Source organism: Xanthomonas euvesicatoria (assembly GCF_013112235.1).
Lineage (GTDB): Bacteria > Pseudomonadota > Gammaproteobacteria > Xanthomonadales > Xanthomonadaceae > Xanthomonas > Xanthomonas euvesicatoria.
The window spans coordinates 1192017-1217858 of sequence record NZ_JABFFS010000001.1; the positions used below are offsets into that span (position 1 = coordinate 1192017).

The following is a 25842-nucleotide window of genomic DNA, read 5'->3' on the forward strand; positions in this document are numbered from 1 at the left end:
GCGCGCCGGACACGCTGCGCCAACGCTGGGCTACCTGGATTCGCTTGCCAATCCAGTGTTTCCGGACAGCGCCTCGCCCAGCAGCGCGAGAGGTGCAGACTCCTGCTTCCAACCCAGACGATCAGTAGCATGACCATCAAACCGCTGCTGCTTGCATTGGTTGCCTGCGCGGCGCTGCCGCCTTCGGTTGCACGTGCAGCGCCCGCGCCCAGCCAGGCCACCATGACGGTGGCAGGTCTCCAACGGCCGGCGCAGATCCGCGTGGACAGGTGGGGCCTGGCACATATCTACGCGCAGACCGACGACGACGCGTTCTTCGTGCAGGGTTTCAATGTGGCGCGAGACCGTTTGTTTCAGCTGGATCTACTTCGCCGCAAAGGGCTGGGCCATCTCTCCGATGCGTTCGGGCCAACCTATGTGGAACAGGACCGTGCCGCGCGGCTGTTTCTGTATCGCGGCGACATGGCACAGGAATGGAGCAGTTACGGGCCCACTGCCCGGCGCGACGTGGGCCGATTCGTCGCCGGCATCAATGCGTATATCGCATGGCTGGACAGTCACCCGCAGGCACTGCCCTACGAATTCGACAAGCTGGGGTATCGCCCCGAACGCTGGGCGCCGGAGGATGTGCTGCGCATCCGCACCACCGGCCTGAGCCGTAATGTCAAAAGCGAAGTGGCGCGTGCGAACGTCGCCTGCAAGGCCTCGCTGGCTGTCGATGCGATACGCCTGAGACTGCAGCCGGCCTGGACCACCACGCTGCCGGACGGGCTGGACCCGTGTCTGCCGAAAGACGTGCTGAAGGTCTACGAGCTGGCGACGCAAAGCCCCAAGCTGAGCGCAAGCACGCAACTTGCGGCAATCGCATCGACGTTATCGGCCATTGACGATGACGCCTCTGCCGAAGGCAGCAACAACTGGGTCATCGCGTCGCAGAAATCCGCCACCGGTCACGCGGTGCTGGCGGACGACCCGCATCGGGCCTACAACGTGCCCAGTCTTCGCTACTTCGTGCATCTCAACAGCCCTGGTCTGGACATCATCGGTGCCGGCGAGCCCACCGCGCCTGGCATCGCGATCGGGCATAACCGAACCAGCGCGTTCGGCCTGACCATCTTCAACATCGATCAGGAAGATTTATACGTGTATCGGTTGCGTCCAGACGACAACGCGGCGTACTGGTACCAGGGCAAATGGGAGCCGCTGCGCAGCGAGCACGAACAGATCGCCGTGCGCGGCGCCGCGCCGGTGACAACAGAGCTGCAATTCACCCGTCACGGGCCGGTGATCTATGTCGATGTCGAACAACATGTGGCGTATGCGCTGCGGTCGGTATGGAGCCAGCCCGGCGCGGCGCCCTATCTGGGCTCGCTACGCTACCTGCGCAGCAACGCGTTCGTGCAGTTCAAGGCCGCACTCGCCCATTGGGGAGCGCCGTCGGTCAACCAGGTCTATGCAGATGTCGGCGGAACCATCGGCTGGGCCACCGCCGGCATGACCCCGCGCCGCGATCACGGCGATGGATTGCTGCCCGTGCCCGGCGATGGCCGCTACGAATGGAACGGCTTCTGGGACAGCACGGTGTTGCCCTGGTCGAAGAATCCCAGAGCCGGCTTCATCACCACCTCCAACGAGATGAACCTGCCCGCCGGCTACCCGGTTGCGCAGCGCAAACTTGGCTTCGAGTGGGCCAATGAGGCTCGCCATGCCCGCATTACCCAGGTGCTCTCGCAGCTGCCCAAGGTGACGCTGGAGGATTCGGAAAAACTGCAGAACGATCAGGTCGCGTTGCCCGCGCAACGCCTGGCCGCATTGTTGCGACCGCTGCGTTCGCAGGACCCTGATATCAGCGCCGCACTGACGCTGCTGCGGCCATGGAATGGCGAGGTCAGCGCTACGTCCCCCGCCGCAGCGCTGGAAGAGGTCTGGTTCAGTCGCTATCTGGGCAATGCATACAAAGCGTTGCGATTGCAGCCGTCGGAGGCCGACAGCTTCGGCGCGCCCGATGCCGCGGCCATGCTGGATGCGCTGGAACATCCTGGCGCCGCGTTCGGCGCAACGCCGGCCGCACGCCGCGACCAGTTGCTGCTGCAGTCGTTGCGCAGTGCGTACCAGGCGCTTGTCTCGCTGCAAGGCCCCGATGCCTCGCAGTGGCAATGGGGCAAACTGCATACCAACAAGATCTCGCATGCGATGAGCGCGGTGGCCGGTGCCGATCGCGCGCTGCTTGATGTCGGTCCGTTCGCCAAGGGTGGCAGCCCTTATACGCCGAATCAGTCCAGCTACGACCCTGCCGATTTTCGCCAGACGATCGGTCCTTCTGCACGATTGATCATCGACCTGGGCAATTGGGATAACTCTCGCGCCATGAATTACCCCGGCCAGTCCGGCGACCCGGCCAGCCCGCATTACCGCGACCTCGCACCGCTATGGCTCAAGGGACGCTATTTCCCGCTGTTGTACACGCGCGCTGCGGTAGATGCGGCAACCGAACAGATCTTCGACCTGGTGCCTGCGCAGGCGCACTAACGCAACCCGAACCGACCTGACGCAGCGCACATCGCGTAGCAAGCGCGAGAATCCCCGCGTTTGCTACGCCGCCTGCGCTCACGCCGGCGCAGTCGCCTCGCGCACGAAGGCTTCATAGGTGCGCAGCGGACGTCCCAGCACCGCCTGCAACTGCGCCACCGTGCCCTCTGCCGCGTGCATGCCCAGGCGCTGGATGCCGGCCATCATCAGGCGCATGTCATAGGCCAGCCACGACGAGCCGTACGTCGCCAGCTGTGCTTCGAAGGCGGCCACGTCATCGCCGGCGTAGGCGATCTCGCGCCCAAGCGCTGCGCTCCAGACCTTGGCCGCATCCACCCCGGTCAGTGCCTGCGGGCCGACCAAGTCGAGCGTGACGCGTGGCAACGGACCGTCTGCACGGTCGCGGCGCAGCAGCTCGACCACTGCGATATCGGCGATGTCGCGCGCATCGATCATCGCGATGCCCTGTGCGCCGATCGGCATCGGGTAGAGGCCGTATTCGGTGATCGTCTGCTGCACCATGCCTTCGTTCTGCATGAAGTACGCCGGCCGCAGGATCGTTGCCGGAATTTCCAGGCTTTCGATCATGCGCTCGACGGTGTGCTTGCCGGTGAAGTGCGGCACGTTGGTGTACGTGTCGGCATGGATCACCGACAGATACACGATGCGCTCGATGCCGGCTTCCTTGGCCAGATTCAATGCGATCAGCGCCTGGGTCACTTCGTCGGGGGTGACCGCATTCAACAGGAACAGCGTGCGCACCGATGCCAGTGCGGCGCGCATCGATGCGACGTCGGTGAGGTCGGCCACCACTTCGGTGACACCTGCCGGAAAGGAGCGTTTGCCTTGCTGGCGGACCAGCGCCTTGACCTGCGCGCCGGCGTCGGCAAGGCCTTGGGTGACCAGGGAACCGACGGTGCCGGTGGCACCGGTGACGAGAATGCTCATGGTGAATCTCCTGCGTTGGATGGACGGTTGGATCGGAGCGAAGCGGCCGGTGCGGTGGTGCTGCTGCCGGTGCGGCCGCCCGGTGGGTAGGGCAACGATATGCCGTTGCACTGCCAGTACGAAGAGGCCAGGATGTAGACATCCCGTTTCAGATGTGGAACAGCATGGACCTCAATGCCCTGATCGATTTCTCGCTGGTGGCCGCCAACCAGGGGCTGGGCAAGGCCAGCCGCGCGAGCGGCAGATCGAAGGCGACCTTGTCGCGGCGCATCACCGAGCTGGAGGAACAGCTAGGGGTGCGCCTGGTCGAGCGCAGTGCCCGTGGACTCAAGCTCACCGAGGCAGGACAGCAGTTGATGGAGCGCACCCAGGTGCCGCTGAGCGAGGTGGCCGAGGCGATGACAGCCGCGCGCGAGGGGTTGTCATCGCCGCGCGGCCGCTTGCGCGTGGCGTCCCCGGTGTTGTTCTCCCAACTGGCGATGGGGCACATCGGCGCCGACTTCTGTGCGGCCTATCCGGAGATCACGCTGGAGGTGGTGGCCGAGGACCGCACGGTCGATCTGATGGAAGAGCAGTTCGATGTCGCCATCCGCATCAACCCAAGCCCGGACAGCCGCCTGGTCGGGCGTTGCTTTGCCAAGGACCGGTTGGTGGTGGTGGCCGCACCGTCCATCGCCATGCCGTCTGGCGATGCGGTGCATCCGGTGCCCGGCGTGGTGATGTCCAGCTTCGAGCCCACGACCTGGACGCTGGATGGTGGGCGCCTGGTCCTGGAGCCGATTCCGCGGATGCGGTTTTCCTCGTTCCTGATGGTGCGCGATGCGGTGATTGCCGGTGGCGGCGTTGCGTTGATTCCGCAGTCGATCGCGTGGCAGCAACTCGCACGCGGCCAATTGCTGCAGTGGGGAACGATCTCCGGCGTGGCGCCGGCGTTGTGGGTATTGCACACCTCCCGGCGCCTGGCAGCGCCGAAGGTGCGCGCCTTCGTGGATTTCATCTGCGCCCGCTATCCGGACGCGTCGTTGGTGTTGAAGGGGTAGGGCGGTGGCGCCGTTCTGTTGAACGTGCGCCAGGTCCGCCAGCGCGTGGCGAACTTCTGCGCGCAAGCGGTTGCCCGTGCCATCGGGCCTTGGCAAAGGCACACAGACACCACGGCCACCCACACGCCCCCCTGCCATCCGACCTATTGACTACAGCTGTCGTCAGGCCTACGGTAGCGACAACTGTAGTCATGGAGAGCGCCATGCGCGGCAAGACCATCGGGGACCAGGAGCTGGCCCTGCTGCAATACATCGAAGAACAGCGGCATGCCAGCGTGGGCGAAGTGGCGGGGGCGTTCGGCGAGCCGCGCGGGCTCGCCCGCTCCACCGTGCTGACCATGATGGAGCGGCTGCGGGCCAAGGGCTTCCTGCGCCGCAAGCAGGTCGAGGGTGTGTACCGCTACAGCGCCACCGCCGGCCAGGACGATGTGGTGCGCGGGGCGGTGGGGCAGTTCGTCGAGAAGACCCTGCAGGGCTCGGTGTCGCCGTTCGTGGCGTGGATGTCGCAACGCGCCGAAGTCAGCGATACCGAACTGGCCGAACTCGAAGCATTGGTTGCCAAGCTGCAATCGCAGCGCAAGGAGGATTGAGTCATGTCGCCCCTGATCGAAGCGGTGTTATGGAAGCTTGGCGCCACCAGCGTGCAGACCGCGGTGCTGGTGTTGGTGGTGTGGGCGCTGTGCCGCGGCGTGCGCCGCCTGCCGGCAGCCACGCAGACCTGGTTGTGGTGGCTGGTGGGCGTGCAGGCGGTGGTGGGCCTGGTGTGGAGCAACCCGGTGCAGTTGCCGGTGCTGCCGGCGCACAGCGTGACCACGGCGCTGGGCTCGGCCGACAGCCTGGCGCCACTGGCAAACGCCACCGCCGCGGCATCCACGGCCGCGCATGCAGGCGTCACCGCGCAGGCCATGCAGGTTGGCGCCTGGTCGACCTGGCCGGTGGCATTGCTGGCACTGTGGGCGGCCGGCGTGCTGGTGCTGGCTGCCGGCACGGCGCGCGCCTATCTGCGCAGCCGTGCATTGGTGCGCGCCGCGCAGCCCTGCAACGACCGCGCCCTGGTGCAGGCGTTGCAGATGGCTGCTGAAGCGCATGGCTTGTCGCGCCCGCCGGCGCTGCGGCTGTCGGCGCAGATCGATTCGCCCCAGTTGATCGGCCCGTGGCAACCGGTGTTGCTGTTGCCCGCTGCACGCTTGCCGCACATGGCCGATGACGATCTGGACATGGCGCTGACCCATGAGCTGATCCATCTGCGTCGTGGCGATCTGTGGTGGGGCTTGCTGCCGGCGCTGGCGCAGCACCTGTTCTTCTTCCACCCGCTGGTGCATCTGGCCGCGCGCGAATATGCAATCGCCCGCGAAGCCGCCTGCGATGCCGCCGTGGTCGCCGGGCACCGCCATTGCCGCCACGACTACGGCCGCTTGTTGCTGCAACTGGGTGTGGCGCCGCGCCCGCGCGGTGGCGTGGCAAGTGCCTCGCCTTCGTTCATCAGCTTGAAGCGCAGGCTGTCGATGTTGCAGGACACCCACGCGTTTCCGCGGCTGGCTGCCGCGATGATTCTGGCCGCGGTGGCGGTCTGCGGTGTGCTGCCGCTGCGCCTGGTGGCCATGCCGGTGCCGGCACCGGTGACGTCTGCCGGCATGCAACCGGTCGTGGTGACGGCCCCGGCAGCGCCGCGTGCACAGGTCAGCAGCACGGCGGAGCCTGCCGACGCCGCAGCGCCGATGCGCGCGTTGCCGGCGCTGCCAGCTGCGCCGGCGCAAGTGGCCGCCCCTGCCACGCACGGTGTCATCGCCGATGTGCTGGGCGCCGAACCGCTGCATGACGAGGACGCAGACCCGATAGACAGCGGCTGGAATCTCGACCTGGACCGCATCCGCCGCGATGCCAGCCGTGACGCGCAAGCCGCCGTGCACGATGCGCTCGCTGCCGACAACCACGACCTTGAACTGCAGCAAGACCGCATGCAGGCCGCGCAGGACGCATTGCAGGACGCACGCGAACAACTGGCCTCGTTAGGCCCGGAACTGGCGCAGGCCAAACAGGAAGCGCAACAGCAAGCGCGGCAAGCCGAGCAGCAGATTCGCGAAATGACGCAACAGCATCGTCAGGCGCAATACGCGTATGCGGCCGCGGTGCGCCAGGCGGACGCGCTGTCGCGGCACCAGGTCGAAATGGCCAAGCAGGCCGCTCTTCAGGGCCGCGCCGAGGCCGAACGTGGGCAACGGGAAGCGGCGCAAGCGCAACGCGAGGCAGCGCAAGCGCAGGTCGAGGCCGAAAAAGCGCAAGCAGAGGCAGACCAAGCGCAAGCAGAAGCAGAGCGGGCGAAGAACAACTAGGCGCGATTGACCAGACCGCTGCGCTCACCGTCAGGGGCGTATGGTCGGTACGAGCAGTCGGCATGCACCACGTGCAGGTTCGGGAACGCATCGCTTCTTGGCGCGCGCATTGCGCCAGCCGATCGCCATCGCCGACAGCTGTTCGCACCGGTTTGCCGGCTGCCGCAGCAGTCCAGTAAGGAGAACCAGCGCGGGTCGCGGTAGACCGCACGTTACCGCGGCGATGGGGTTCCGTTGGCCACGGAGCAGCAACGCATGGCATGCAGCCCGCTCCACATCCGGCCGTGCACGGCCGGCACACGCGCGGCCGCAGTAACAGCGGAGAAAAGAGCGTCGCGAGCAGTCGTCGGGTGGGCGTGGCCAGCGCGATCGGAATCGCAGTGTAGGCGCGGTACATGCCGTTTCAGAGCACCGCCCGGCGCCCACCGGGCGGTGAGTGGAGTCACCTTTCGCTGCTTTTCGGCGCAGGTCCCGACGCCAAGCAGCGGCCGGCGCACTGCATTGGCATCGCCTGGGTAACGGCAGCACCTGCATCACCACGGGCCCGCCACAGCCCGTCACTCCTGCGTCACGACGCCTGCAGCGTCGGCAACGCCGTGGCCGCGTGATCGCTGTTTCCATCCGCCTGCGTGCCCTGCGCAGGCGGCACTCAACTCGCTGTGCCTTTCGTGGAGATCTCACATGATCCAGACCACTTCCCCCGTGCTGTGCCTGCGCTCGGCGTTGCTGTTGGCCCTTGCCGCAGTTGCCGGCGGCGCGGCCATCGCACACGCCTCTGCCGTGCCTGCAGTTGCCGGTGTGCGCAGCTCACCTGCTGCACCGGTATTTGCTGGTTCTGCTGCGTCAGCAACAACGCAGCTTGCATCCATTGCCGATGTCTTGCCTGTGGATGGCATTGCAACGGTTGCGCCAGTCACGCCGGAGAGTACCGTTGCGCGAACCGTGCCGGTTGTCGCGGCACGGCGCGCGCTTGCGATCGCTCCGCTAGCGCCGGCCGCCTCGATGACGCCTGCGCTTGCCGTCGCCGGTGCCCGGACGGCACCAGCAGCGCCCGCTGCGCCTGCCATTTCTCCAGCGCCACCGGTCGCTCCCGCTGCACCGACTGCAGTTACTGTGCCGGCACGGCCGCGCATGGGCATGCCGACATCCTGCGGCCATGCCATTGCAAACACGCAGAGCCAAGGCGATGCCTACGTGCTGGTACATGGCGATCGCGAAGTGATGCACGGCACGCCCGATGATCTGCAGACGGCGCGCCGCTACGCTGGCGATGGAAGACGGGTGTTGTGGTTTCGCGCCGATGGCAAGCAGTACCTGGTGCGCGACCCGACCTTGCTCCATCAGCTGGCCGTGGCGCATCTGCGCAGCCGGCAATTGGCCGACGCGCAAGCCGGATTGGCCGCACGTCAGCAGGCCTTGAGCGAACGGCAGGCCGCACTCGCCGCGCAGCTGTCTGCGCATGCCGCGCCGCGCCTGCTGCAGGCCTCGACACGCACCGCATCGGCCACGACCTCCACCTCGGCGCAGCCGCCTGCAACCCCCGATGCGCTGCAGGCGTTGTCCAGGCAGCAACAGGCACTGGCGCAACGGCAGGCCGAGTTGGCGAGCAAGCAGGCCGGTGCATCCCGCCTGGCCACGCAGCAGGCATTGAAGGTATTGCGCGAAGCACTGAGAAGCGGGCGCGTGACGCGTATCGACGGTTAGTGGCAGAGTGCCGGCCGCGCAACAGCACAAGCGCAGATGACGGTGCGCGCGCCGATACTGTGCACAGACACAGGCGGCGGGCAGGCCATGACGTATCGGGTAGTGGTGTTGGGCGGCTTCGGTCATTTCGGTGCACGCATCGTGCGTGCGCTGGCGGCAACGGCGCAGATCCATGTCATCGCGGCAGGGCGGCATCCGGGCGATGTCGCGACCAAATGGCCGGGTGCCGCACCCGGTCGCATCTCCACCTGTCGCCTGGATATCGATGCCAGCGACTTCCCTGCGCAGCTGGCGGCCACCGGTGCCGATGCGGTGGTGCATACCGCCGGGCCGTTCCAGGGACAGGAGTACGCGGTGGCCCGCTGCTGCCTGCAGGCCGGCATGCACTACATCGATCTGGCCGATGGCCGCGCCTTCGTCCGCGATTTCCCCGCGGCGATGGATGCCGCCGCGCGGCAGGCCCAGCGCGTGGCGATCAGCGGCGCCAGTACCTTGCCGGCGTTGTCCAGCGCGGTGATCGATGCGCTGTTGCCGCGCTTTTCGGCATTGCACGAGATCGGCATCGTCATCGCGCCCGCACAGGGCACGCCGTTGGGCCTGGCCACGGTGCGTGCGGTGCTGTCGTATTGCGGCACGCCCTTCCACTGGTGGCAGGCCGGCCGCTGGCAGCAGGTGGTGGGCTGGGCGCGCCCCACGCGCGTGCACTTCGCGCAGCTCGCCCCACGCCTGGCCTCGCCGTGCGATGTGCCCGATCACGACCTGTTGCCGCAGCGCTATCCCGGCGTGCAGACCGTGCAATTTCGTGCGGCGCTGGAAGTGCCGTTCCTGCAGCGCTGCCTGGCCGGCGTCGCCTGGCTACGTCGACGCGGCGTGCCGCTACCGATGCAGCGCCTGGCCGATGTGTTTGCCAACGCCGGGCGCTGGTTCGACCGCTTCGGCACCGATCTGGGCGGCATGCGCGTGGAGCTGCGCGGCACCTGCGATGGCACGGACGGGGCAAGCCGCCCGCTGGTGCTGCACTGGGACCTCACCGCCGCAATGCTGCACGGCCCGGAAATTCCGTGTTTCGCCGCGGTCTTGCTGATACGCAAACTTGCCGCCGGGCATCGGTTGCCGATCGGTGCGCATGCCTGCATGGGGCTGCTGACGCTGGCCGAGTTCGAGCAGGAGTGTGCCGCGTGGCAGATGACCACGGCGGTGACGCAAGCGCACCGGTAGCGGGCGATGCGCAAGACGAGCGCAGCGCCAGGCCTTTGCCGAGCACGCCAGGCAGAAAACCAAGCGCTCTGTGCGCGGCGGGGAGTTCTGAAACCACGTGGCCGGCGCACATCGCTGCGCCGCCGACTCCACGCAACCTCAGACCTCTTGCACCGTGCGAAACGCGTCCATGTCGTTGAACGTACAAAAATGAAAGCGTGGCACCGTGATCGGCCCCGCGGCTGCCAGCTGTGTGAGCCAGCCGCGCACCGCGGAGCGATACGCCGTCTGTTCTGCCGCATCCAGCGTGTCGCACAGGTAGGCCAGCGAAATATGAAACTGGAAGTTGGTGTAGTCGGGGCGCTGCAAGCGTGTCAGTTGCATCAGCGCCTGGCGCGCAGCTTCCAGGCGCTGCGCGGTTTGCGTGTCGGCCGGCTTCAACGGAATCAGCAGATTGTCGTTATTGCCGGTCCTGGCTGCGGTGGGGTTGACCAGGAAGCGGCAAGCGCCCAGCGGCGGTGCGGCGCGCTCCTTCAACCGCGCCAGATAGGCCGCGTTGATATCTGCCAAGGCATGGTCGCGCGGCAGATCGCTCGGCCAGGGCCCACGCGCACGATCGATCTCGTTGACCCCGCCCAGCAAGGTCACGTGGTAGCTGCTCGGCGGCAGCACGGCGAACTTGTGGGCAAAGCGCTGCTCGGGGAATTGGCGGTAGATGTTCAGCACGCGGTCGAAGCTGTCGTAGCCATCGCCCTGTTGTTCCAGATGACCCACGAAGGTATTGCCGGCAAACGGCATCGGCCGTCGCGAGCGCAGAAACTTGCGGCCCACATCCGAGGGCGGTGGCGTCATGGCCGGTGTGGCGAGACTGGTGGCCAGCAGCGAGGTGCCGGCGGCAGCCATCAGGCGACGGCGGCTGATGCGTGTGTCCAGAAACGACGACATGGGAAAACCCTCAGAGTTTGACGTTGACGCCGAGCATCACGGTGGGTGCCATTTTCCAGGCCGATTGCACGTATTCCTGGTGGCGGCCGATGCGGTATTCGTAGCCCTGGCCGGTCAGGTTGAGCACATCCAGGCTCACTGCCACTGCCGGCGAGACATCCCAGGCCAGTTTCAGGTCGAGACGGTCCAGCGGCTGTTGGTAGCGGTTGCGATAGAACTCCTGCTGGTTGCTGTAGTTGGGGTAGCGGTCGTCCCACAGCTCGCCGGTACGGCTCCAGGCCAGGGTGCTGCGCAGCGGCCCACGGGCGTAGTTCAGGGTCAGATTCCACAGCTGCTTGGGCTGCTGCGGCAGCACCGACAAGGTGGTGCGGCTGCCATCGCCGAGCACCACCGGGTAGTCCACGTCCAGGAAGGTGACATTGGCACCGACCGACAGCCCGGCCAGCGCGGGCAGCCACGGGCCCAGTTCCTTGATCGCGCCGAGTTCGGCGCCGCGCATGCGGACCGGCCGGTCGGTATTGCGCGGTTGGGTGACCAGCACCTGCTCGCCGTCGATGCTCTGCAGCTGGCCGTAACGGAAAATCTCGTTGTCGATGGTCTTGTGGAACAGCGCGATCGACAGCAGGCTGCCACCGTCGTCGAACGTCCAGTCGTGGCCAAGGTCCAGATTCTGCGAGCGACGCGGCTGCAGGTCCGGGTTGCCCTGGTTGAGCGTGGGCGGGTTGCTGCCCAGCGTGAGCACGCCGCCGTTCAACGCCATCTGGTCCAGGCGCGGTCGCCCGATCGAGCGCGAGGCGCCGAAGCGTAACGTGCCGTTGGCACTGGTCTGCAACTGGCCGGCCAGCGATGGCAACCAGTTGCGGTAGGTGCGTTGCGCACTGACAGGCGCCCAGACGGTGCCGCTCAATTGCTGGCCGCTGCTGCCGAAGCGGGTCTGCTCCAGGCGCACGCCGCCGGCCAACCGCCAGCGCTCGCCGCGCCACTGTGCTTGTGCGAAGCCGGCGCGCACCTGCTCATCCACGCTGTAGGTGCCGCTGTTCTGCGCGGTGATGTCCGCCACGCCGCGCGCTTGGCCGGACACCGCATCCCAGCGCGCGTCGGCCAGGTCCGGGTCGATGATCAACATGGGCGCATTGCAACCCAGGGCGCAGGTGGGGTTGCCCAGCACATCGGCCAGCGAATAAGGCAACCCGCTCCAGGTCGTGCGCTGGAACGCGGTCTGCATGTGCGTGCGCACCTGTCGCAGGCCAAAGGCCAGTCCCAGCCCCTGGCTGTCTTCGTCCATGTTGCGACGGAGCTCCAGTTGCAGGTCGCTCACCCGTTCGGCGTAGGTCGTGCGCTCCTGCTGGTGGTTGAGGTTGGCGTAACGGGTCGGGTCCTCGGCCAGGGCCGGGTCCAGGGCCGTGAATGCGGGCAGGGTGCCATTCCAATCGAAGCCGTAAGCCAGGCCATTCTGCTGGAAGCGGTCCCAGGTCTGCGGGTTGTCCACCGTGGCGCGCGAGGTACTTGCGCGCAGCGCGCCGCGCCACTGGTCAGGCAGCTCGGCCAGCAGTTCGCCGTTGATGCCGGACAGCCCGCGCTTCCAGCGCAGCTGCCCCAACTCGACGAGCTGGTTGAGATTGTCCAGCGTGCCGCTTTGCGGGCCGCTGCGGGTCAGGCGCGCGCTGTTCTGCACCTGGGCGACCTGGGCATTGCGGTCGGAAGATTCGTGCTGGTCGAACGTGTAGCCGGACACATGGCCGCTGAGCGGACCATCCGGCTGCCAATCCACGCGTGCGGTCACGCTGCGCCGTTCGCGGGTGTTGTCGTAGTTGTACCAGCGCCGTTCGCTGGGCACCGCCGCGCCGGTGCCGCCATAGGCCGAAGACGCGCGCGTGCCGTCGGCGTTGTACCAATTGAGGGCGCCGCCATTTTCCTGCTGCGGCACCGAAATCTCACGGCGCCAGACACTGGCCGCCCCCAAAAACGCGAACTGGCCGTCACGCCCGAAGCGCTTGCCCCATTTCAGCTCGCCTTCGCCCACCGGCGTGCGGCCGCCATAGCGGCTTCCCATGAGGTTGGCGCCGCCCTTGGCCGAGGCGGTCAGCAGGCCGTCGGGCCGGGCAAAGCCGGTGGCGGTGACCAGATTGGTGACACCACCGATCGCGCCGCCATCGTTCTCCGGCAGCAGCGACTTCACCACATCGATGCGGTCCACGAAGTTGGCCGGCAGCACATCCATCAGCGCCTGGCGGCTACCGATGTCGTTGCTGGCGAAGGCAAAGCCATCGATCAGCATGCTGTTGTAGTTGCCGTTGAGGCCGCGCACCGTCACATAGCGTGGTTCGCCCTGGTACTCGACCGTGCTCACGCCGGTGACCCGGCGCAGCGCATCGCCCACATTGAAGTCCGGCAGTTGCCCGATGCTGTCGGCGGCGACCGAATCGACGATGGTGGGCGCCGCCTGCTTGGTGGCGATGGCGCGCGTGTTCTGCGACTGGAACGGGTTGCGCACCTGCACCGCGTCCATGGTCAGCGCGTCGCCTCCGCCGGACATGTCGGCGGCGGTGGCGTGCGAGGGAAGCCAGCCGATCAAGGCCAGCCCCAGCGCAAGCGACAGCGCATGCGGAGGCTGTGGCCAAGACGGGGCAATGCGAGTGGGGCGGGAAGGGGGATGCAACAGGCGCATGGCACGATATCAACGTCGGTGGCCCCAACGCAGGGCCGCGGACGGATTAAATTAAGCTGCTTAATTAAAGCAATTATGACAACGACGGACGTTTCGCCCTGCATGCCCTCTTTGTTCGCAAACGCAGCCATTCGTTCGCATTACCGCCGCCGCAGCGATGGGCAGGCCGCCGGTTCCAGCGAGCGCCTGCTGCTGGATCTGATCCGCAGGGCAGGGCAATTCGAGCGTGCGGATCTGCCGCGCGCCAGCGGGCTCAGCGTGCCCGGCATCAAGGGCATCGTCGACCCGCTGGTGGCGCACGGCCTGCTGCAGCTGCGGCCCTCGTTGCGGCGTGGCCGTGGCCAACCGAGCGCGCAGGTGAGCCTGGTGCCGGGGTATGCATACAGCGTGGGGGTGTCGGTGATGGTCGATGGCTTTGCGGTGGTGCTGATCGACTTCGCCGGCCAGGTCCGCGGCATGCGCCAGCTCACGGCCTTCCCGCTGACGCTGGCGGTGGTGCGTGCACAACTGCCGGCCCTGGTGGAGGCGCTGCTAACGGCGGCCGGCGTGGACCGGCAGCATGTGTTCGGCGTCGGTCTGAGCATGACCGGCCCGCGCATCGGCGACGGCACCCGGGTCAATCCGCCCTTGTCGCTGGCAGCGGAATGGATGCAGGTGGAGCTGGACCGGTTTGTCGCCGATTGCCTGCAGCTACCGGTCTGGATGGACAACGACGCCCATTGCGCCGCCCTGGCCGAGGCCGTGTACGGCATTGGCCGCCAATCGCCGGACCTGGTGTATCTGTCGATCTCCGACGGCTTTGCTGCCGGCGTGATTGCGGCCGGCAACGTGCGCCGCGGCGCGCACGGCAATGTGGGCGAACTGGGGCGCATCTCGGCCATCACCGGCATGGCGCGGCCAACCCTGGAAAGCCTGCGCCAGGCGCTGGCCGCCGATGGCCACGCGCTGCCGGACCTGCACACCATGCTGCAGCACTACGATGCGGCGTGGCCGCAGATCGATGCGTGGCTGGATGCAGTGGAGCCGACCGTGACGCTTGCGGTGGCGGCGATCATTGCGTTGATCGATCCGCGTGTGATTGTTTTTGGCGCGCGCCTGCCCACCGATCTTGCGCAACGGCTGATCGCCCGCATCGCCTTCGAACCTGCGCCGCGGCGTGGCGTTGCATTGCCGTATCCCACGCTGCAGGTCGGGCAGGTGACGGCGCATGCCACCGTGCTGGGCGCGGCCATGCTGCCGTTCAAGGAAACGCTTTTCTAGCGCACCGCATGCGCGGCGATATGCGCGCCAAGTGCTGGCAACGCGTCCAAACAAGGCCTGCGCCGCACGCCTGCCAGCGCGCGCAACGCAGGCATCGTTTCGCATCCGGGCGGTACTTTTCGCCTAATTTGCCAATTGTCATATGCCACGCGCTTTACTGGCCGCCCGCCGCGTTTTCGAGGTCATCATGCGTATCGGTCCTCTGCAACCTTCTATCGCGCACACTGCCGCGCCGGCACTACCGACGCACACCAGTGCGATCAGCCCGACGCAGGTGCCGCACATGCCGGGCAACACTCCGCCACTGCGAGAAAGGCCGCGTCGCCGCGCCACCAATATGCCCCCGCTGGTGCCGTTGAACGACAGCGCGATGACCGGCAAGCCGGCCCTGGTGGCGCTCGACAGCGAATTCTCAGAGCAGCGTCTGGCCGAAGTGCAGGCGCGCCAGATCACCGTGCAGACACTGCAAGCCAAGCTTGCCACGCATCTTGCGCAGGCCGGCACGGCGCTCAAACCCGACAGCATTGCCGCACGCTTTGCCGCCGGCACACTGGAGCCGGTGTATCTGGATACCGCCGCCTTCAATGCCATGTCGCGCGGGCTGCCCGCACGCGCACGTGCGGCCGCAGGCCCGGTGCTGATCGATGCACAACAAGGTCGCATCATCTTCAATCTGCAGCGCGCGTTCGCCCCTGGCGACACCTTCAGCGACGCGGCGCTTGCCGCGCTTGGCAAGCAGTTGAATCTTTCCGGCCACGGGCTGGCAACGCCGAACTGGCTGCAGCCTGCCGCAGGCACGCCGGGGCGGCGCAAGCTGCAGCAAGCCGCGCGCTACCACGGCCACGAGGTGCCGGCCCGCGACGGTGGCGCCGGTTTCTTCAAGGCCAACGACCATCGCCTGCTGGAAGGCAAGCAAGTGCTGTTGCGCAATCATCAGAAGTCGCTCGTGCACAACCACTACTTCGAAGCACCCAGCACGCGTGCGTTCGGAAAGGACGTCATGGTGCATCGCGGGCTGTTCGATAATCACGCCGGCATTCCGGAAAACTCGCTGGCGTCCATCGATCATGCCTACGAGCAGGGCTACCGCAATCTGGAGCTGGACGTCGAAGTCAGTTCCGATGGCGTGCCGGTGTTGATGCACGATTTCAGCATCGGCCGCATGGCAGGCGACCCGCAGAACCGGTTGGTGTCGCAGGTGCCGTTTGCCGAGCTGCGTGAAATGCCGTTGGTGATTCGCAACCCGTCTGACGGAAACTACGTCAAGACCGACCAGACCATCGCCGGTGTGGAGCAGATGCTGGAGCACGTGCTCAAAAAGCCCGAGCCGATGTCGGTGGCGCTGGACTGCAAGGAAAACACCGGCGAAGCAGTGGCGATGCTGCTGATGCGCCGGCCGGACCTGCGCAAGGCTGCGGCGATCAAGGTCTATGCCAAGTACTACACGGGCGGCTTTGACCAATTCCTGTCCAATTTGTACAAGCACTACCAGATCAACCCGTTGCACTCGCAGGATGCGCCGCGTCGCGCCGCGCTGGATCGCTTGCTGGCCAAGATCAACGTGGTGCCGGTCTTGAGCCAGGGCATGTTGAACGACGAGCGCTTGCGCGGCTTCTTCCGAAGCAATGAGCAGGGCGCCGCGGGGCTCGCAGACACCGCAATGCAGTGGCTGGACAGCTGGACCAAGATGCGCCCGGTGATCGTGGAGGCGGTGGCCACCGACGACAGCGATGCCGGCAAGGCCATGGAAATGGCTCGGACGCGGATGCGCCAGCCGGACTCGGCCTACGCGAAGGCCGCGTATTCGGTGAGCTACCGGTATGAGGACTTTTCCGTGCCGCGCGCCAATCACGACAAGGACTACTACGTTTACCGCAACTTCGGTGAGCTCCAAAAGCTCACCAACGAGGCCTTCGGCGTCAAGCGCACCACGGCCGGCGCGTTTCGCGACGATGGCGAAAGCCTGTTGACCGATCAGCCCGAGGCCGAATTGCTCGCCATCCTGGAAAACCGCACGCTGGCCCGGGGCCATACCGGCAACGAACTCGACGTACCGCCGGAAACGCCCATCGATATCAACCGGGACGCCGAGATCGTGAAGCAGCGAACCCAGCAATTTCAGGCCAGCTCCATCCCCGCCGACCCGAACCACATCGCCGCGGTTCGCGAAGGCAAGCAACACGATCACACCGCAGACATGGTCAATGACCCTGCGGCAACGCGTGCGCTGGACAAGCGCGCCAAAGCGCTTGGTTTGCTGACCGACAAATACCGTGGCGCGCCTGTGACCCACTATCTCAATGAGCAGGCCAGGCAGACCGAGACGGATTGAACCTTCCAAGCTCACCGCTTCGGTTGGTAGGTCGAGCGCGTGGGGCAGCATGCAGATGCTCCAAGCCACGCTCGGGCAGCGTCAGGGATTGGGAGAGATCACGCGCCTGCACCGGCAAGCCGGCGCCCGGAGCGGTGGGGCGGCCGATCAGCCGCGTTGCAGTGCCCTGCGTGCAGGTGCCGCGGCGTGCGCCGCCGCGTTACCTGCATACGCATCCGACGTTGCCTCCCATCGATTCATCGGTGGAGGCGACTGCGTGGCCTGATCGGAATGACCCGCAGCCGCCTGCGGTGCGCCATCACGGCGTTGCATGTCGTCCACCGCAAGCATCCACCCATGGCTGGCGCGCCATGTGGCTCAACACGCCGCAATGAATGACCGGACGGGTGGTCGTGGAGTGCGCGCAGCGTGCGTCAAGCGCCCTGTCGTGGGGCAAGTCCGGCCAAGCTCCTGCCCCGCACCAACTCCCCATTTAAATCGCATGACCGGTCAAGGCGTGCGCGCCAACGTCAGCGCATTGCGCTCCTGCGCGTCCACTGCCACCAGCCGTTGCATCAGTAGCGACAGCGTCACCACATCCTGGTGGTTGTGTTCGGCCACGCGGCGCAGGTTGCGCGCGCTGCCGCCGCGCAGGTAACTCAACCAGGCGGCCGGGGCCTCGGAGCCGGGCAGGTCGTCTTCGCGCACCACGCGCAGCAGTTGCCGTTCGATGGTGGACAGCTTGCAGTTCTCCCAGGTGCCGCGATAGCGCCGGCGCGTGGGGAACAGCAGATCCACATGGTCCAGTGCAGAAATCGGGTCGCCGCGACGTGCCAGGCGGTAGCGCGTCTTCAGCAGCGGGGCGTCGTAGCAGCGGCCGTTGTAGCTGGACAGGACGGTGCGCGGTGTCAGCCAGGTGCGGAACAGATCCAGCATCGCGCTTTCGGCCGCCATCGTGGACATCATCAATTGACGCACGCGCAGGCCATTGCCCTGCACGGCATCGGCCACCCAATCGGCCACGCCGATCATGAAGGCGCGGGTGCCGGTACCGCCGGCCAGACCGGTGGTTTCGGTATCGAAGAACAGCAGGTCCATCGGGTCGACGGCATCGTCGCGTTTGGCGAAGGCCAGCGAGAGCGCCTCGGTAGGAATCGCCTGTGGCAGGAACGCCTGGATCAGATGCAGGCCGGGCGCGATCTCGTTGCCAGGCAGAGATCGGTCGGTGGATGGCGCGCGGATGGGTGCATGCACCGAAACCGCGCGTTCGCGCAGGCCGATCATCTTGCGCAGGCCGGCGATATCGGTGCGGTGCTGTACCGGTGGTGCCGGCGATATCGATGCGGGCGATGTTGTCGCTGTGCTGCGCGCTGTGGGCCAAGGGCGCGCGCTATCCGCCTCCACGGCGATGATTGCATCGACATCGACATTCGAAGGCAGCGCCGGCTTGTGGCGCACATCGTGCTCCACCCACGCAAAGACCGATGCCTCGCGCGCAGGCGGTGCAGGCATGGGCGCCTGCAAGGCGCGGCGCGTGCGTGTTGATGCGTCGCGCGCCTCGTTGGGGCGAGCGGCCACGGCGCCATGACGTGCAGCGGCGTTCTCTCGCAGCGGCAAGCCCGCAGTAGGTAACGCGGCGCTGGAGACCGCTGCCCGCTGTGCACGTGTCGGCATGATCGCATCGTCCTTGCGCGCTGCCGGCGTCAGGCCGCCAACCTGACGGCGCAGCAGGCGCAGACGTTCGGCGCTGACGCCCGGGGCATGACCAGGCGCAGGCGTCGTGCCCTGCGTGTGGGCGCCGGAAGCTGGCTGCGCGGCCTCATCGACAGGCGCGGCATCCGCAGCCTGCGCATCGACCGCCGGCGCATCGTGCAGCGCATCGCCATCGTCAGCCTTCGCCGGCGCAGGCACATCCGCCTGCCCGGCCTGACGCCGCAACAAACGCAGCCGGTCCGCACTCACACTCATGCAAGCACGTCCAGCGCCAGGTCCTCGTCCACCTGTGTGGCATGCCGCAATGGCGCATCGGCATCGAACAACAACGCCAGCACCGTCAGCGCTAGCGACTTGGGCGATTCGCCTTTGGCGGCTTCATGTGCGGCCAGCACCGGGCCCACGCAGGCCGGGCAGCCGGCGCTGCAATCGCACCGCCGTACCAATTCGTCCGCGCGCTGCAGCAGCTCGGCCTGGCGCAGCCACAGCGGCTCGCTCAAGCCCACCCCGCCAGGGAAGTTGTCGTACAGATACACCGTGGGCACGAAGGCCTGCTGCAATTCCACCGTGGCCGCATCGCCTTCTTCCACGCCGCGCAGTTGCCCACGCCCGGTCTGGTCGGCCACTGCAAACCAGGCACCGTCGCCATTGCCCACCGCCTTTTGCAGATCGCGCGCATCGGCCATCACGGCGACCGTGGCCACCACGTGCAATGCATAGGCAGCGCCCAGAAATCCATCCAGCGCATCCTGCTTGGATGCAAAGGCTTTGCCCAGCGTGGCCTGCGGCAACTGCCACCACACCGCGGTGGTGTGCAATTCCTGGTCGGGCAGATTCACCGGCCCGTAGCCGATGTTTTCGTGCGTGTAGTAGCGGATCTTCTTATAGCCGGACACGCGCCGCACCACGTGCACTTCGCCGTGGTGGCAATCGCCACGGCCGGCCACGCCGCCGTCGAAGCGGTCCAGCACCTTCAACTTGGTGTAGTCGATGCTGTCGGTGTAGTAGTCCACATGCGTGCGCGTCACGTACGCCTTGCGGCCTTCCCAATCCAGCCGCTCCACCTGGTAGGGCGTGCTCTGCACCATGTGGATGGCGCCTTCGTACAAGGTGAGTGCAGCGGCCGAATAATCCACCTCGGCGATGATCTGCTGCTTGCCGTCGCTCTTGTCCACCACCACGAAGTTGCCATCGGCCACCGAGCGCAGGCTCACCGCATTGGCCGGGTAGCTGTCGGCGATCCATTCCCAGCGGTCGCCTTCCTGGTGGATCACCTCGCTTTCGGCCAGCGCTTCCAGGAACACCACCGGGTCGATCGGGCCGAATGGCTCGTCGGCAATGAACGGCAGCTCGAAGGCCGCGCAACGGATGTGATCGAACAGGATCAGCGGTTGGTCCGGTGCGGTACGCGCATGTTCGGGCGAGGCATCGGCAAAGAAATCCGGGTGTCGCACCACGTATTGGTCCAGCGGTTGCGAGCTGGCCACCAGCACGCCCAGCGCCGGTTGCTGGCGGCGCCCGGCACGGCCGAAGCGCTGCCAGGTGGCCGCCACGCTGCCGGGGTAGCCGTTGAGGATCACCACGTCCAGTGCGCCGATATCCACGCCCAGTTCCAGCGCCGAGGTGGAAATGATGCCGTCGATCGTGCCGGCACGCATTGCACGCTCCACCTCGCGCCGCTCGGTGGGCAGATAGCCGCCGCGGTAGGCGCGAATGCGTGCCGGCTTGCGCGGGTCGTGGTCGAAGATGTCCTTCAGATACTTGGTCAGCACTTCCACCATCAGGCGCGTCTGCGCAAACACCAGCGTCTTCAGGCCGCTCTTGATGGCAATGCGCGCGATGCGGTTGCTCTGCGAACGCGCCGAGGCACGCAGGCCCAGATCCGCATTGACCACCGGCGGGTTCCACAACAGCACATGCTTGTCGCCGGTGGGCGCGCCCGATTCGGTGATGGCATGCACCTGCTCTTCGATCAAGGCCTGCGCGTGCGCATGCGGGTTGCCGATGGTGGCCGAGCACAGGATGAATTGCGGGGTGGCGCCATAGAATGCACAGATGCGCTTGAGCCGGCGCAGCACATTGGTGACGTGGCTGCCGAACACGCCGCGATAGGTGTGGATCTCGTCGATCACCACATAGCGCAGGTTCTCGAAGAACTGCGCCCACTTGGTGTGATGCGGCAGGATCGCCTGATGCAGCATGTCCGGGTTGCTCACCACGATGTCGCCATGCAGCCGGATCGCCTGGCGCGCATCGCCGGGCGTGTCGCCGTCGAAGGTGAAGGCCTTGACCCCCAGCTCGCCGGCGCGGTTCAACTCCAGCAGCTCGGCCACCTGGTCCTGCGCCAGCGCCTTGGTCGGGAACAGGTACAAGGCCTTGGCGCCGCTGGTCATCGCCGCGCTCACCACCGGCAGCGTGTAGCACAGCGATTTGCCCGAGGCGGTGGGCGTCACGATCGCCACATGCTCGCCGCGCTGTGTCGCTGCCCAGGCATCGGCCTGGTGGCTGTAGAGCTGGCTGATGCCGCGCGCCTGCAGCGCATCTGCCAATGCGGCCGGCACATCCTCCGGGATCGGCGCGTAACTGCCGTCGCGCCCGGGGATGGTGAAGCTGCCGGTGATGCGGTCGTGGTAACGCCGTTCCAGGCGCTGCGTGAGCAACGCGCCGTCGCGGCTGGGCCGGCCGTCGGTGGTGGCCAGCGCGCGTTCGGCGGTTTCGGTGCGGGGAGCGAGGGCAAACGGAGGCATACGGCAAGGGCTCCCAAAGAGGGAGATCAAACGAAAAGGATGTCTCAGGGTATGAGACCGGCGCGCCCGCGCCCAGCCTGCCTCACTGAGCGGATTCAGCAAGCCGGGTATCCTGTCGCCCCCACAGCGTCACGGCTGCCTTGCACGCTGTGGGATCCCCCACACCGAAGAAACGCCGTGTCCGTGCCTGCCAACGTCACTGCTCCGCATTACAAGTCCGTTTCTGCCCGCCGCGCCGATATCGCGGTGCATGCCGCCGGCCTGTTGCTGGCCATCGTCGGCGGCGCCTGGATGGTGGTGCGCGCGCACGCCAACCAGACCATGCTGCTGGCCACCTGCATCTACGCGCTGGGGCTGCTGGTGATGTTCGCCTGTTCGGCGGCCTACAACTTCGCACCGCCGCAGCGCCAGCCGATGCTGCGCAAGTTCGACCACGCCGGCATCTTCGTCATGATTGCCGGCTCCTACACGCCGTTTTTCCTGGTGGCGCTGGACGGCACCTGGCGCTGGGTGATGATCCTCAGCGTCTGGTGCGTGGCCCTGTTCGGCGTGTTCGCCAAGTTGTGCCTGCCCGGCATCGCCAAGGGCTTCTGGGTGGCGATCTATCTGCTGCTGGGCTGGGCCGGCATCGTGGTGATCAACCAGATGATCGCCGGGCTGGACAGCGCGGTGCTGTGGCTCATCGTTGCCGGCGGCGCCTTCTACACCGTGGGCGTGGCGTTCTACGTGCGCAAATCCATGGTCTACAACCGCGCCATCTGGCACGCCCATGTGCTGGGCGGCGCGCTGTCGCACTGGTGCGCCATCTGGCTGTGCCTGCGGCCGTTGGGCGAGGGGTGACCACGCAGTGTGGCGTCCTCGGGCCGGCCGCTTGCCCCGCCCGAAGTGATACTTAATGTCACTGCATGCGCACCGAACTTGTCACCACGCTCAAGCGTCAGGCGACCGAACCCCTTGCAGCTGCAGAGCGCGACAAGGAGCCAATCCTGATCACACAGCACGGTTTACCCAGAGCCTATGTGGTGGATGTTGCCAGCGATGAGCGCATGCAGCAGCGCATTGCGCTCCTGGAAGGAATCGCCCGTGGAGAAATGGCAGTCGCGCAAGGCCGTACGCTGCGCCATGAACAGGCACAGCAACACATGGCGCGATGGCTGAAATAATCTGGTCGGTGCCGGCATTGGCTGATCTGGACGCAATTGCCGACGACATCGCAATCGATAACGCACCCGCTGCAGCGGCGGCGCTGGTCAAATGGGTGTTGCCGCAGGTCGAGCGATTGATTGAACACCCGGACAGCGGAAGCCGGCCACAGGAACTCCAGCGCTCGCGCTATCGCCAGATTGTCGAACCACCTTGCCGCGTGTTCTACCGCGTGGATGGGCAGCGCATCGTGCTGGTGCACGTCATGCGGTGGGAGCGCGCGCTTCGCAGGAACCGTCTTTCACGCTAAGAAGAGCGGCCAACAAAACCACGGCACAGCCACCAGGCGGGCGCGGCCGGTGCTCGGTGCGGCATGCACTGCGCCGACACGTCGGTTGTGAGTGCGCCGTCCACAACCAGCTGACGACTGCTCGCACCGTCTGTTAGCCGCTCTACGGCCGGCAGGCACTCCAAGCGCCTGCCGCATCCCATCATTCCACCACGCGCGGTGCCAACAGATCATCCAATCCCACACGGTGCAGCATCTCTGCGCGCAGGCGATCGAGGACCGCAAAGCCCACGTCCGCGCCGTCGCCCGCCGGGTCGATATGCACCCGGAACGGCCGCTTGCCGAACGGTGCGTTCACCACCTGCACGATCGCCTGCGCCACCTCGGCCACGTCGGCGTCTTCGGGCACCAGGCGCGCAAATGCCTGCTGCACCTGTTCGCCAAAGCCCGCATACGGGCCGGCCTCGTACGCAGCGGCGCGCGCGGCGTCGTCCGGCGTACCGGCATGGGCAAAGTGGTTGGTGCCCTTGGTGAAGGCGCCGGGCACGACGATCGAGGTCTCGACGCCCCAGCGTGCCAACTCGCGTGCGTACTGCACCGCCAAGGCATCCATCGCCGCCTTGGCCGCGAAATAAGGGCCCAGATACGGCGGGGTGCCGCCTGCCGAGCTGCTGCTGGACACCCACACCAACAGGCCCTGCTGCTGTGCCCGCAAGTGCGGCAATGCCGCGCGGTTGACCCGCTGGGTGCCCAGCACGTTGATGTCGTAGACCTGCGCCAGCTGTTCGGCGGTGAACGCTTCGGCCGGGCCGAACACCATGTGCCCGGCGTTGTGCACCACCACGTCCAACCCACCGGCCTGCGCCACGATGGATGCCACCGCCGCGTCGGCCGAGGCCTGCGATTGCACGTCCAGCTCGACCGTGTGCAAGGCCAGCTGCTGCTTGCCCGCCAAGTCGGCCATCTCCTGCACCACGCCGGCATTGCGGCCGGCGGTATCGCGCATGGAGGCGTAGACGGTGTGGCCGGCGGCGGCCAGCGTTTGCGCGGCCAATCGGCCAAAGCCGCTGGACGCGCCAGTCACCAGAATGCGTTTGCGCATGTCATTGCTCCTTGAGAGGGAAAACCAGCAGCGTGCGCACTGCCGCGCGCCACAGCGGGTCAGACCATGCCGCCGTTGGCGCGCAGGACCTGGCCGTTGATCCAGCCGCCATCCGGGCCGACCAGGAACGCCACCGCTGCCGCGATGTCGTCCGGGCAGCCAAGACGTTCCAGCGGGTTGGCCTTGGACAAGCGTTCGATCAATTCCGGCGACTTGCCGTCCAGGAACAGCGCCGTGCCGGTCGGGCCAGGCGCCACCGCATTGACGGTGATGGCACGCCCGCGCAATTCCTTGGACAGGATCGCCGTCAGCGTTTCCACCGCCGCCTTGGTGGCCGCATACACCCCGTAGGTTTCCAGCTTCAGGCCGACCACGCTGGTGGACAGGTTGACGATGCGGCCGCCGTCGCGCAGCCGTCGTGCGGCCTGGCGCAGCGTGTTGAAGGTGCCTTTCAGATTGATCGCGATGTGTTTGTCGAACAAGGCATCGTCGCTGTCGGCCAGCGTGGCCAGCTGCATGATGCCGGCGTTGTTGACCAGCACATCCACGCCGCCGAACGCAGTCTCGGCCGCGGCAAACAGGCGCTCGACGGCGACCGGGTCGCTGACATCGGCCTGCACGCTGATCGCGCGGCCACCGGCCGCTTCGATGCTGCGCACCAGTTGATCGGCCTCATCCGCATGGCCGGCGTAGTTGAGCACGACGGCAAAGCCATCGCCGGCCAATCGCTGCGCGATGGCAGCGCCAATACCGCGAGAGGCCCCGGTAATCACTGCAACAGTGTGCTGCTGAGTCATGCATGTTCTTCCGTTATGCCGCGGGCTGCGGCGTTGCGGAAACTATCCAATGCAATGACACGACGATCATCACACTAAACTGCACAGCACTGTTTCCAGCGCCCGAACAGTGGGCAAGGAGTGTCATGGATCGGTTCGACGCCATGCGGTTGTTCGTGCGGATCGTGGAGCGGCGCAGCTTCACTGCAGCGGCCAACGACATGGAAATTCCGCGCTCCACCGCCACCAAGGTCATCGCCGAGATGGAAGCGCGCCTGGGCGTGCGCCTGTTACAACGCACCACGCGCGTGGTGCGGCCCACGCTCGATGGCGAGCTCTTCCATCAACGCTGCATGCGCATCCTCGACGACGTGGACGATGCCGAAGGCAGCTTCCGTGGCGTGGCACCCAAGGGGCTGCTGCGGGTGGAAGTGCAGGGCACGCTGGCGCGGCACTTCCTGCTGCCCGGGTTGCCGGCGTTCTTTGCGCACTATCCGCAGATCCAGCTGGTGATGAGCGAGAGCGACCGCTGGGTGGATCTGGTGGAAGAAGGCATCGACTGCGTGCTGCGCTATGGCCCGCTGCGCGACAGCGAACTGGTCGCACGCCGCGTGGCCATGCTCGAACGCCTCACCTGCGCCACGCCGCAATACCTGCGACGTTTCGGCCTGCCTGCGCAGCTGGAAGCGCTGGACCAACATCGTATGGTCGGCTTGCGTTCGATCACCACCGGCGTGGTCACGCCGCTGGAGTTCCAGACCGCGCAGGGGGTGCGTACCTTCGCATTGCCCAGCCCGCTCAGCGTCACCGGTACCGAGAGCTATCTGGCCGGCATCCGGCTTGGCCTGGGCATCGCGCAGGTGCCGCGCTTCCATGTGGCGCACGACCTGCAGCAAGGCACGCTGGTGGAAATCCTGCGCGACACCCCGCCGCCCTCCAACCCGGTGTCGCTGCTGTATTCCCGCGCCCGCCAGCTGTCGCCACGGGTGCGCGTGTTTCTGGACTGGGCCGCTGGCGAATTCGCCAAACAGGCCGGCGTGACGGAGCCCGTGGGCTAGTCGCGCTGGCGGTGCTCTGCGTGACGTAGCCAGGCAGCAGCAAGCGCGAGGCGGATGCCCTGCCGGCAGAGCATGTCCA

The 25842-nt window shown here is 66.6% G+C and carries 19 protein-coding genes and 2 other RNA genes; 13 read left to right on the top strand and 8 right to left on the bottom strand.

The features are described 5' to 3' along the window. Positions 1-129: 129 nt before the first annotated feature. Positions 130-2529: a penicillin acylase family protein gene (locus tag HLH45_RS04985; RefSeq protein ID WP_008572910.1), complete on the top strand. Its 2400-nt coding sequence runs from the start codon at positions 130-132 to the stop codon at positions 2527-2529. A 78-nt stretch (positions 2530-2607) separates the two neighbouring features. Here HLH45_RS04985 and HLH45_RS04990 read toward each other — a convergent pair whose 3' ends face one another. Next, a complete protein-coding gene (locus tag HLH45_RS04990; protein ID WP_008572908.1) occupies positions 2608-3477 on the bottom strand; it encodes an NmrA family NAD(P)-binding protein in 870 nt (289 codons plus the stop codon). 164 nt (positions 3478-3641) lie between these two features. Between HLH45_RS04990 and HLH45_RS04995 the strand changes: the two genes are divergently transcribed. The 3 genes from HLH45_RS04995 to HLH45_RS05005 all read left to right on the top strand — a co-directional run bounded on the left by HLH45_RS04995 (position 3642) and on the right by HLH45_RS05005 (position 6850). Beyond that, positions 3642-4517, top strand: coding sequence for a LysR family transcriptional regulator (locus tag HLH45_RS04995; protein ID WP_014088886.1), 876 nt, complete (start codon positions 3642-3644; stop codon positions 4515-4517). A 191-nt stretch (positions 4518-4708) separates the two neighbouring features. Then, complete coding sequence (locus tag HLH45_RS05000; RefSeq protein ID WP_008572904.1) at positions 4709-5107, top strand: BlaI/MecI/CopY family transcriptional regulator; 399 nt, start codon at positions 4709-4711, stop codon at positions 5105-5107. Between the two features lie 3 nt (positions 5108-5110). Continuing rightward, positions 5111-6850, top strand: a complete 1740-nt coding sequence (locus tag HLH45_RS05005) for a M56 family metallopeptidase (RefSeq protein ID WP_031420478.1) — start codon at positions 5111-5113, stop codon at positions 6848-6850. Positions 6851-7170: 320 nt separating this feature from the next. On the opposite strand, the gene HLH45_RS05010 is transcribed toward HLH45_RS05005, so the two are convergent. Further along, positions 7171-7247: non-coding RNA, sX9 sRNA (locus HLH45_RS05010), on the bottom strand. A 740-nt stretch (positions 7248-7987) separates the two neighbouring features. On the opposite strand from HLH45_RS05010, the gene HLH45_RS05015 reads away from it, so the two are divergent. Further along, positions 7988-8554 carry a hypothetical protein gene (locus HLH45_RS05015; RefSeq protein WP_033478808.1) on the top strand — a complete coding sequence of 189 codons (567 nt, stop codon included), beginning with the start codon at positions 7988-7990 and terminating at the stop codon, positions 8552-8554. A 36-nt stretch (positions 8555-8590) separates the two neighbouring features. Further along, complete coding sequence (locus tag HLH45_RS05020; RefSeq protein WP_008574068.1) at positions 8591-9772, top strand: saccharopine dehydrogenase family protein; 1182 nt, start codon at positions 8591-8593, stop codon at positions 9770-9772. A 138-nt stretch (positions 9773-9910) separates the two neighbouring features. Here the strand turns inward: HLH45_RS05020 and HLH45_RS05025 are convergent, their stop codons facing one another. Together HLH45_RS05025 and HLH45_RS05030 are read right to left on the bottom strand one after the other, a co-directional pair. After that, positions 9911-10696, bottom strand: a complete 786-nt coding sequence (locus tag HLH45_RS05025; RefSeq protein WP_008574064.1) for a DUF1868 domain-containing protein — start codon at positions 10694-10696, stop codon at positions 9911-9913. A gap of 10 nt (positions 10697-10706) precedes the next feature. Then, a complete protein-coding gene (locus HLH45_RS05030) occupies positions 10707-13364 on the bottom strand; it encodes a TonB-dependent receptor (RefSeq protein ID WP_171309834.1) in 2658 nt (885 codons plus the stop codon). Positions 13365-13466: 102 nt separating this feature from the next. Here HLH45_RS05030 and HLH45_RS05035 point away from each other — a divergent pair, with 102 nt between their 5' ends. Both HLH45_RS05035 and avrBs2 read left to right on the top strand, forming a co-directional pair. Beyond that, a complete protein-coding gene (locus HLH45_RS05035) occupies positions 13467-14624 on the top strand; it encodes an ROK family protein (RefSeq protein WP_033478806.1) in 1158 nt (385 codons plus the stop codon). Between the two features lie 142 nt (positions 14625-14766). Next, positions 14767-16956, top strand: a complete 2190-nt coding sequence (avrBs2, locus tag HLH45_RS05040) for a type III secretion system effector avirulence protein AvrBs2 (protein WP_033478805.1) — start codon at positions 14767-14769, stop codon at positions 16954-16956. 489 nt (positions 16957-17445) lie between these two features. Here avrBs2 and HLH45_RS05045 read toward each other — a convergent pair whose 3' ends face one another. Further along, positions 17446-18903 (bottom strand): ribonuclease H-like domain-containing protein, encoded by a 1458-nt coding sequence (locus HLH45_RS05045; RefSeq protein ID WP_008574059.1) that lies wholly within the window; start codon positions 18901-18903, stop codon positions 17446-17448. After that, a complete protein-coding gene (locus tag HLH45_RS05050; RefSeq protein WP_008574058.1) occupies positions 18900-21395 on the bottom strand; it encodes a DEAD/DEAH box helicase in 2496 nt (831 codons plus the stop codon). Before HLH45_RS05050 ends, HLH45_RS05045 begins: the two co-directional genes overlap by 4 nt. 177 nt (positions 21396-21572) lie before the next feature. On the opposite strand from HLH45_RS05050, the gene trhA reads away from it, so the two are divergent. From trhA to HLH45_RS05070, 4 genes are all read left to right on the top strand, one after another. Next, positions 21573-22235: a PAQR family membrane homeostasis protein TrhA gene (gene trhA, locus HLH45_RS05055; RefSeq protein ID WP_008574057.1), complete on the top strand. Its 663-nt coding sequence runs from the start codon at positions 21573-21575 to the stop codon at positions 22233-22235. 65 nt (positions 22236-22300) lie between these two features. Next, on the top strand, positions 22301-22558 hold the full coding sequence (locus tag HLH45_RS05060) for a type II toxin-antitoxin system prevent-host-death family antitoxin (protein ID WP_008574056.1): 258 nt from the start codon (positions 22301-22303) through the stop codon (positions 22556-22558). Then, a complete protein-coding gene (locus HLH45_RS05065; RefSeq protein WP_008574054.1) occupies positions 22546-22848 on the top strand; it encodes a type II toxin-antitoxin system RelE/ParE family toxin in 303 nt (100 codons plus the stop codon). The genes HLH45_RS05060 and HLH45_RS05065 overlap by 13 nt, the downstream gene beginning before the upstream one ends. 63 nt (positions 22849-22911) lie before the next feature. Next, positions 22912-22987: non-coding RNA, sX9 sRNA (locus tag HLH45_RS05070), on the top strand. Positions 22988-23029: 42 nt separating this feature from the next. Here the strand turns inward: HLH45_RS05070 and HLH45_RS05075 are convergent. Both HLH45_RS05075 and HLH45_RS05080 read right to left on the bottom strand, forming a co-directional pair. Continuing rightward, the gene (locus tag HLH45_RS05075; RefSeq protein WP_008574052.1) at positions 23030-23929 is read right to left on the bottom strand and encodes an SDR family NAD(P)-dependent oxidoreductase; all 900 of its coding nucleotides are present in this window, start codon (positions 23927-23929) and stop codon (positions 23030-23032) included. Positions 23930-23988: 59 nt separating this feature from the next. Beyond that, entirely contained in the window at positions 23989-24726 is a 738-nt protein-coding gene (locus HLH45_RS05080; protein ID WP_008574050.1) for an SDR family oxidoreductase, read from the bottom strand. A gap of 125 nt (positions 24727-24851) precedes the next feature. Here HLH45_RS05080 and HLH45_RS05085 point away from each other — a divergent pair, with 125 nt between their 5' ends. Further along, positions 24852-25763: a LysR family transcriptional regulator gene (locus tag HLH45_RS05085; protein ID WP_033478804.1), complete on the top strand. Its 912-nt coding sequence runs from the start codon at positions 24852-24854 to the stop codon at positions 25761-25763. Positions 25764-25842 lie beyond the last annotated feature (79 nt).

Bases quoted from the DNA above. Each gene is read 5' to 3' on its own strand.
- avrBs2 (WP_033478805.1), top strand. From the start codon at position 14,767: ATGCCACGCGCTTTACTGGCCGCCCGCCGCGTTTTCGAGGTCATCATG.
- HLH45_RS05030 (WP_171309834.1), bottom strand. From the start codon at position 13,364: ATGCGCCTGTTGCATCCCCCTTCCCGCCCCACTCGCATTGCCCCGTCT.
- HLH45_RS05045 (WP_008574059.1), bottom strand. From the start codon at position 18,903: ATGAGTGTGAGTGCGGACCGGCTGCGTTTGTTGCGGCGTCAGGCCGGG.
- HLH45_RS05085 (WP_033478804.1), top strand. From the start codon at position 24,852: ATGGATCGGTTCGACGCCATGCGGTTGTTCGTGCGGATCGTGGAGCGG.
- HLH45_RS05005 (WP_031420478.1), top strand. From the start codon at position 5,111: ATGTCGCCCCTGATCGAAGCGGTGTTATGGAAGCTTGGCGCCACCAGC.
- HLH45_RS05060 (WP_008574056.1), top strand. From the start codon at position 22,301: ATGCGCACCGAACTTGTCACCACGCTCAAGCGTCAGGCGACCGAACCC.
- HLH45_RS05065 (WP_008574054.1), top strand. From the start codon at position 22,546: ATGGCTGAAATAATCTGGTCGGTGCCGGCATTGGCTGATCTGGACGCA.
- HLH45_RS04995 (WP_014088886.1), top strand. From the start codon at position 3,642: ATGGACCTCAATGCCCTGATCGATTTCTCGCTGGTGGCCGCCAACCAG.
- HLH45_RS05015 (WP_033478808.1), top strand. From the start codon at position 7,988: ATGCCGACATCCTGCGGCCATGCCATTGCAAACACGCAGAGCCAAGGC.
- HLH45_RS05050 (WP_008574058.1), bottom strand. From the start codon at position 21,395: ATGCCTCCGTTTGCCCTCGCTCCCCGCACCGAAACCGCCGAACGCGCG.
- HLH45_RS05025 (WP_008574064.1), bottom strand. From the start codon at position 10,696: ATGTCGTCGTTTCTGGACACACGCATCAGCCGCCGTCGCCTGATGGCT.
- HLH45_RS05020 (WP_008574068.1), top strand. From the start codon at position 8,591: ATGACGGTGCGCGCGCCGATACTGTGCACAGACACAGGCGGCGGGCAG.
- HLH45_RS04990 (WP_008572908.1), bottom strand. From the start codon at position 3,477: ATGAGCATTCTCGTCACCGGTGCCACCGGCACCGTCGGTTCCCTGGTC.
- HLH45_RS05000 (WP_008572904.1), top strand. From the start codon at position 4,709: ATGGAGAGCGCCATGCGCGGCAAGACCATCGGGGACCAGGAGCTGGCC.
- HLH45_RS04985 (WP_008572910.1), top strand. From the start codon at position 130: ATGACCATCAAACCGCTGCTGCTTGCATTGGTTGCCTGCGCGGCGCTG.
- HLH45_RS05075 (WP_008574052.1), bottom strand. From the start codon at position 23,929: ATGCGCAAACGCATTCTGGTGACTGGCGCGTCCAGCGGCTTTGGCCGA.
- HLH45_RS05080 (WP_008574050.1), bottom strand. From the start codon at position 24,726: ATGACTCAGCAGCACACTGTTGCAGTGATTACCGGGGCCTCTCGCGGT.
- HLH45_RS05035 (WP_033478806.1), top strand. From the start codon at position 13,467: ATGCCCTCTTTGTTCGCAAACGCAGCCATTCGTTCGCATTACCGCCGC.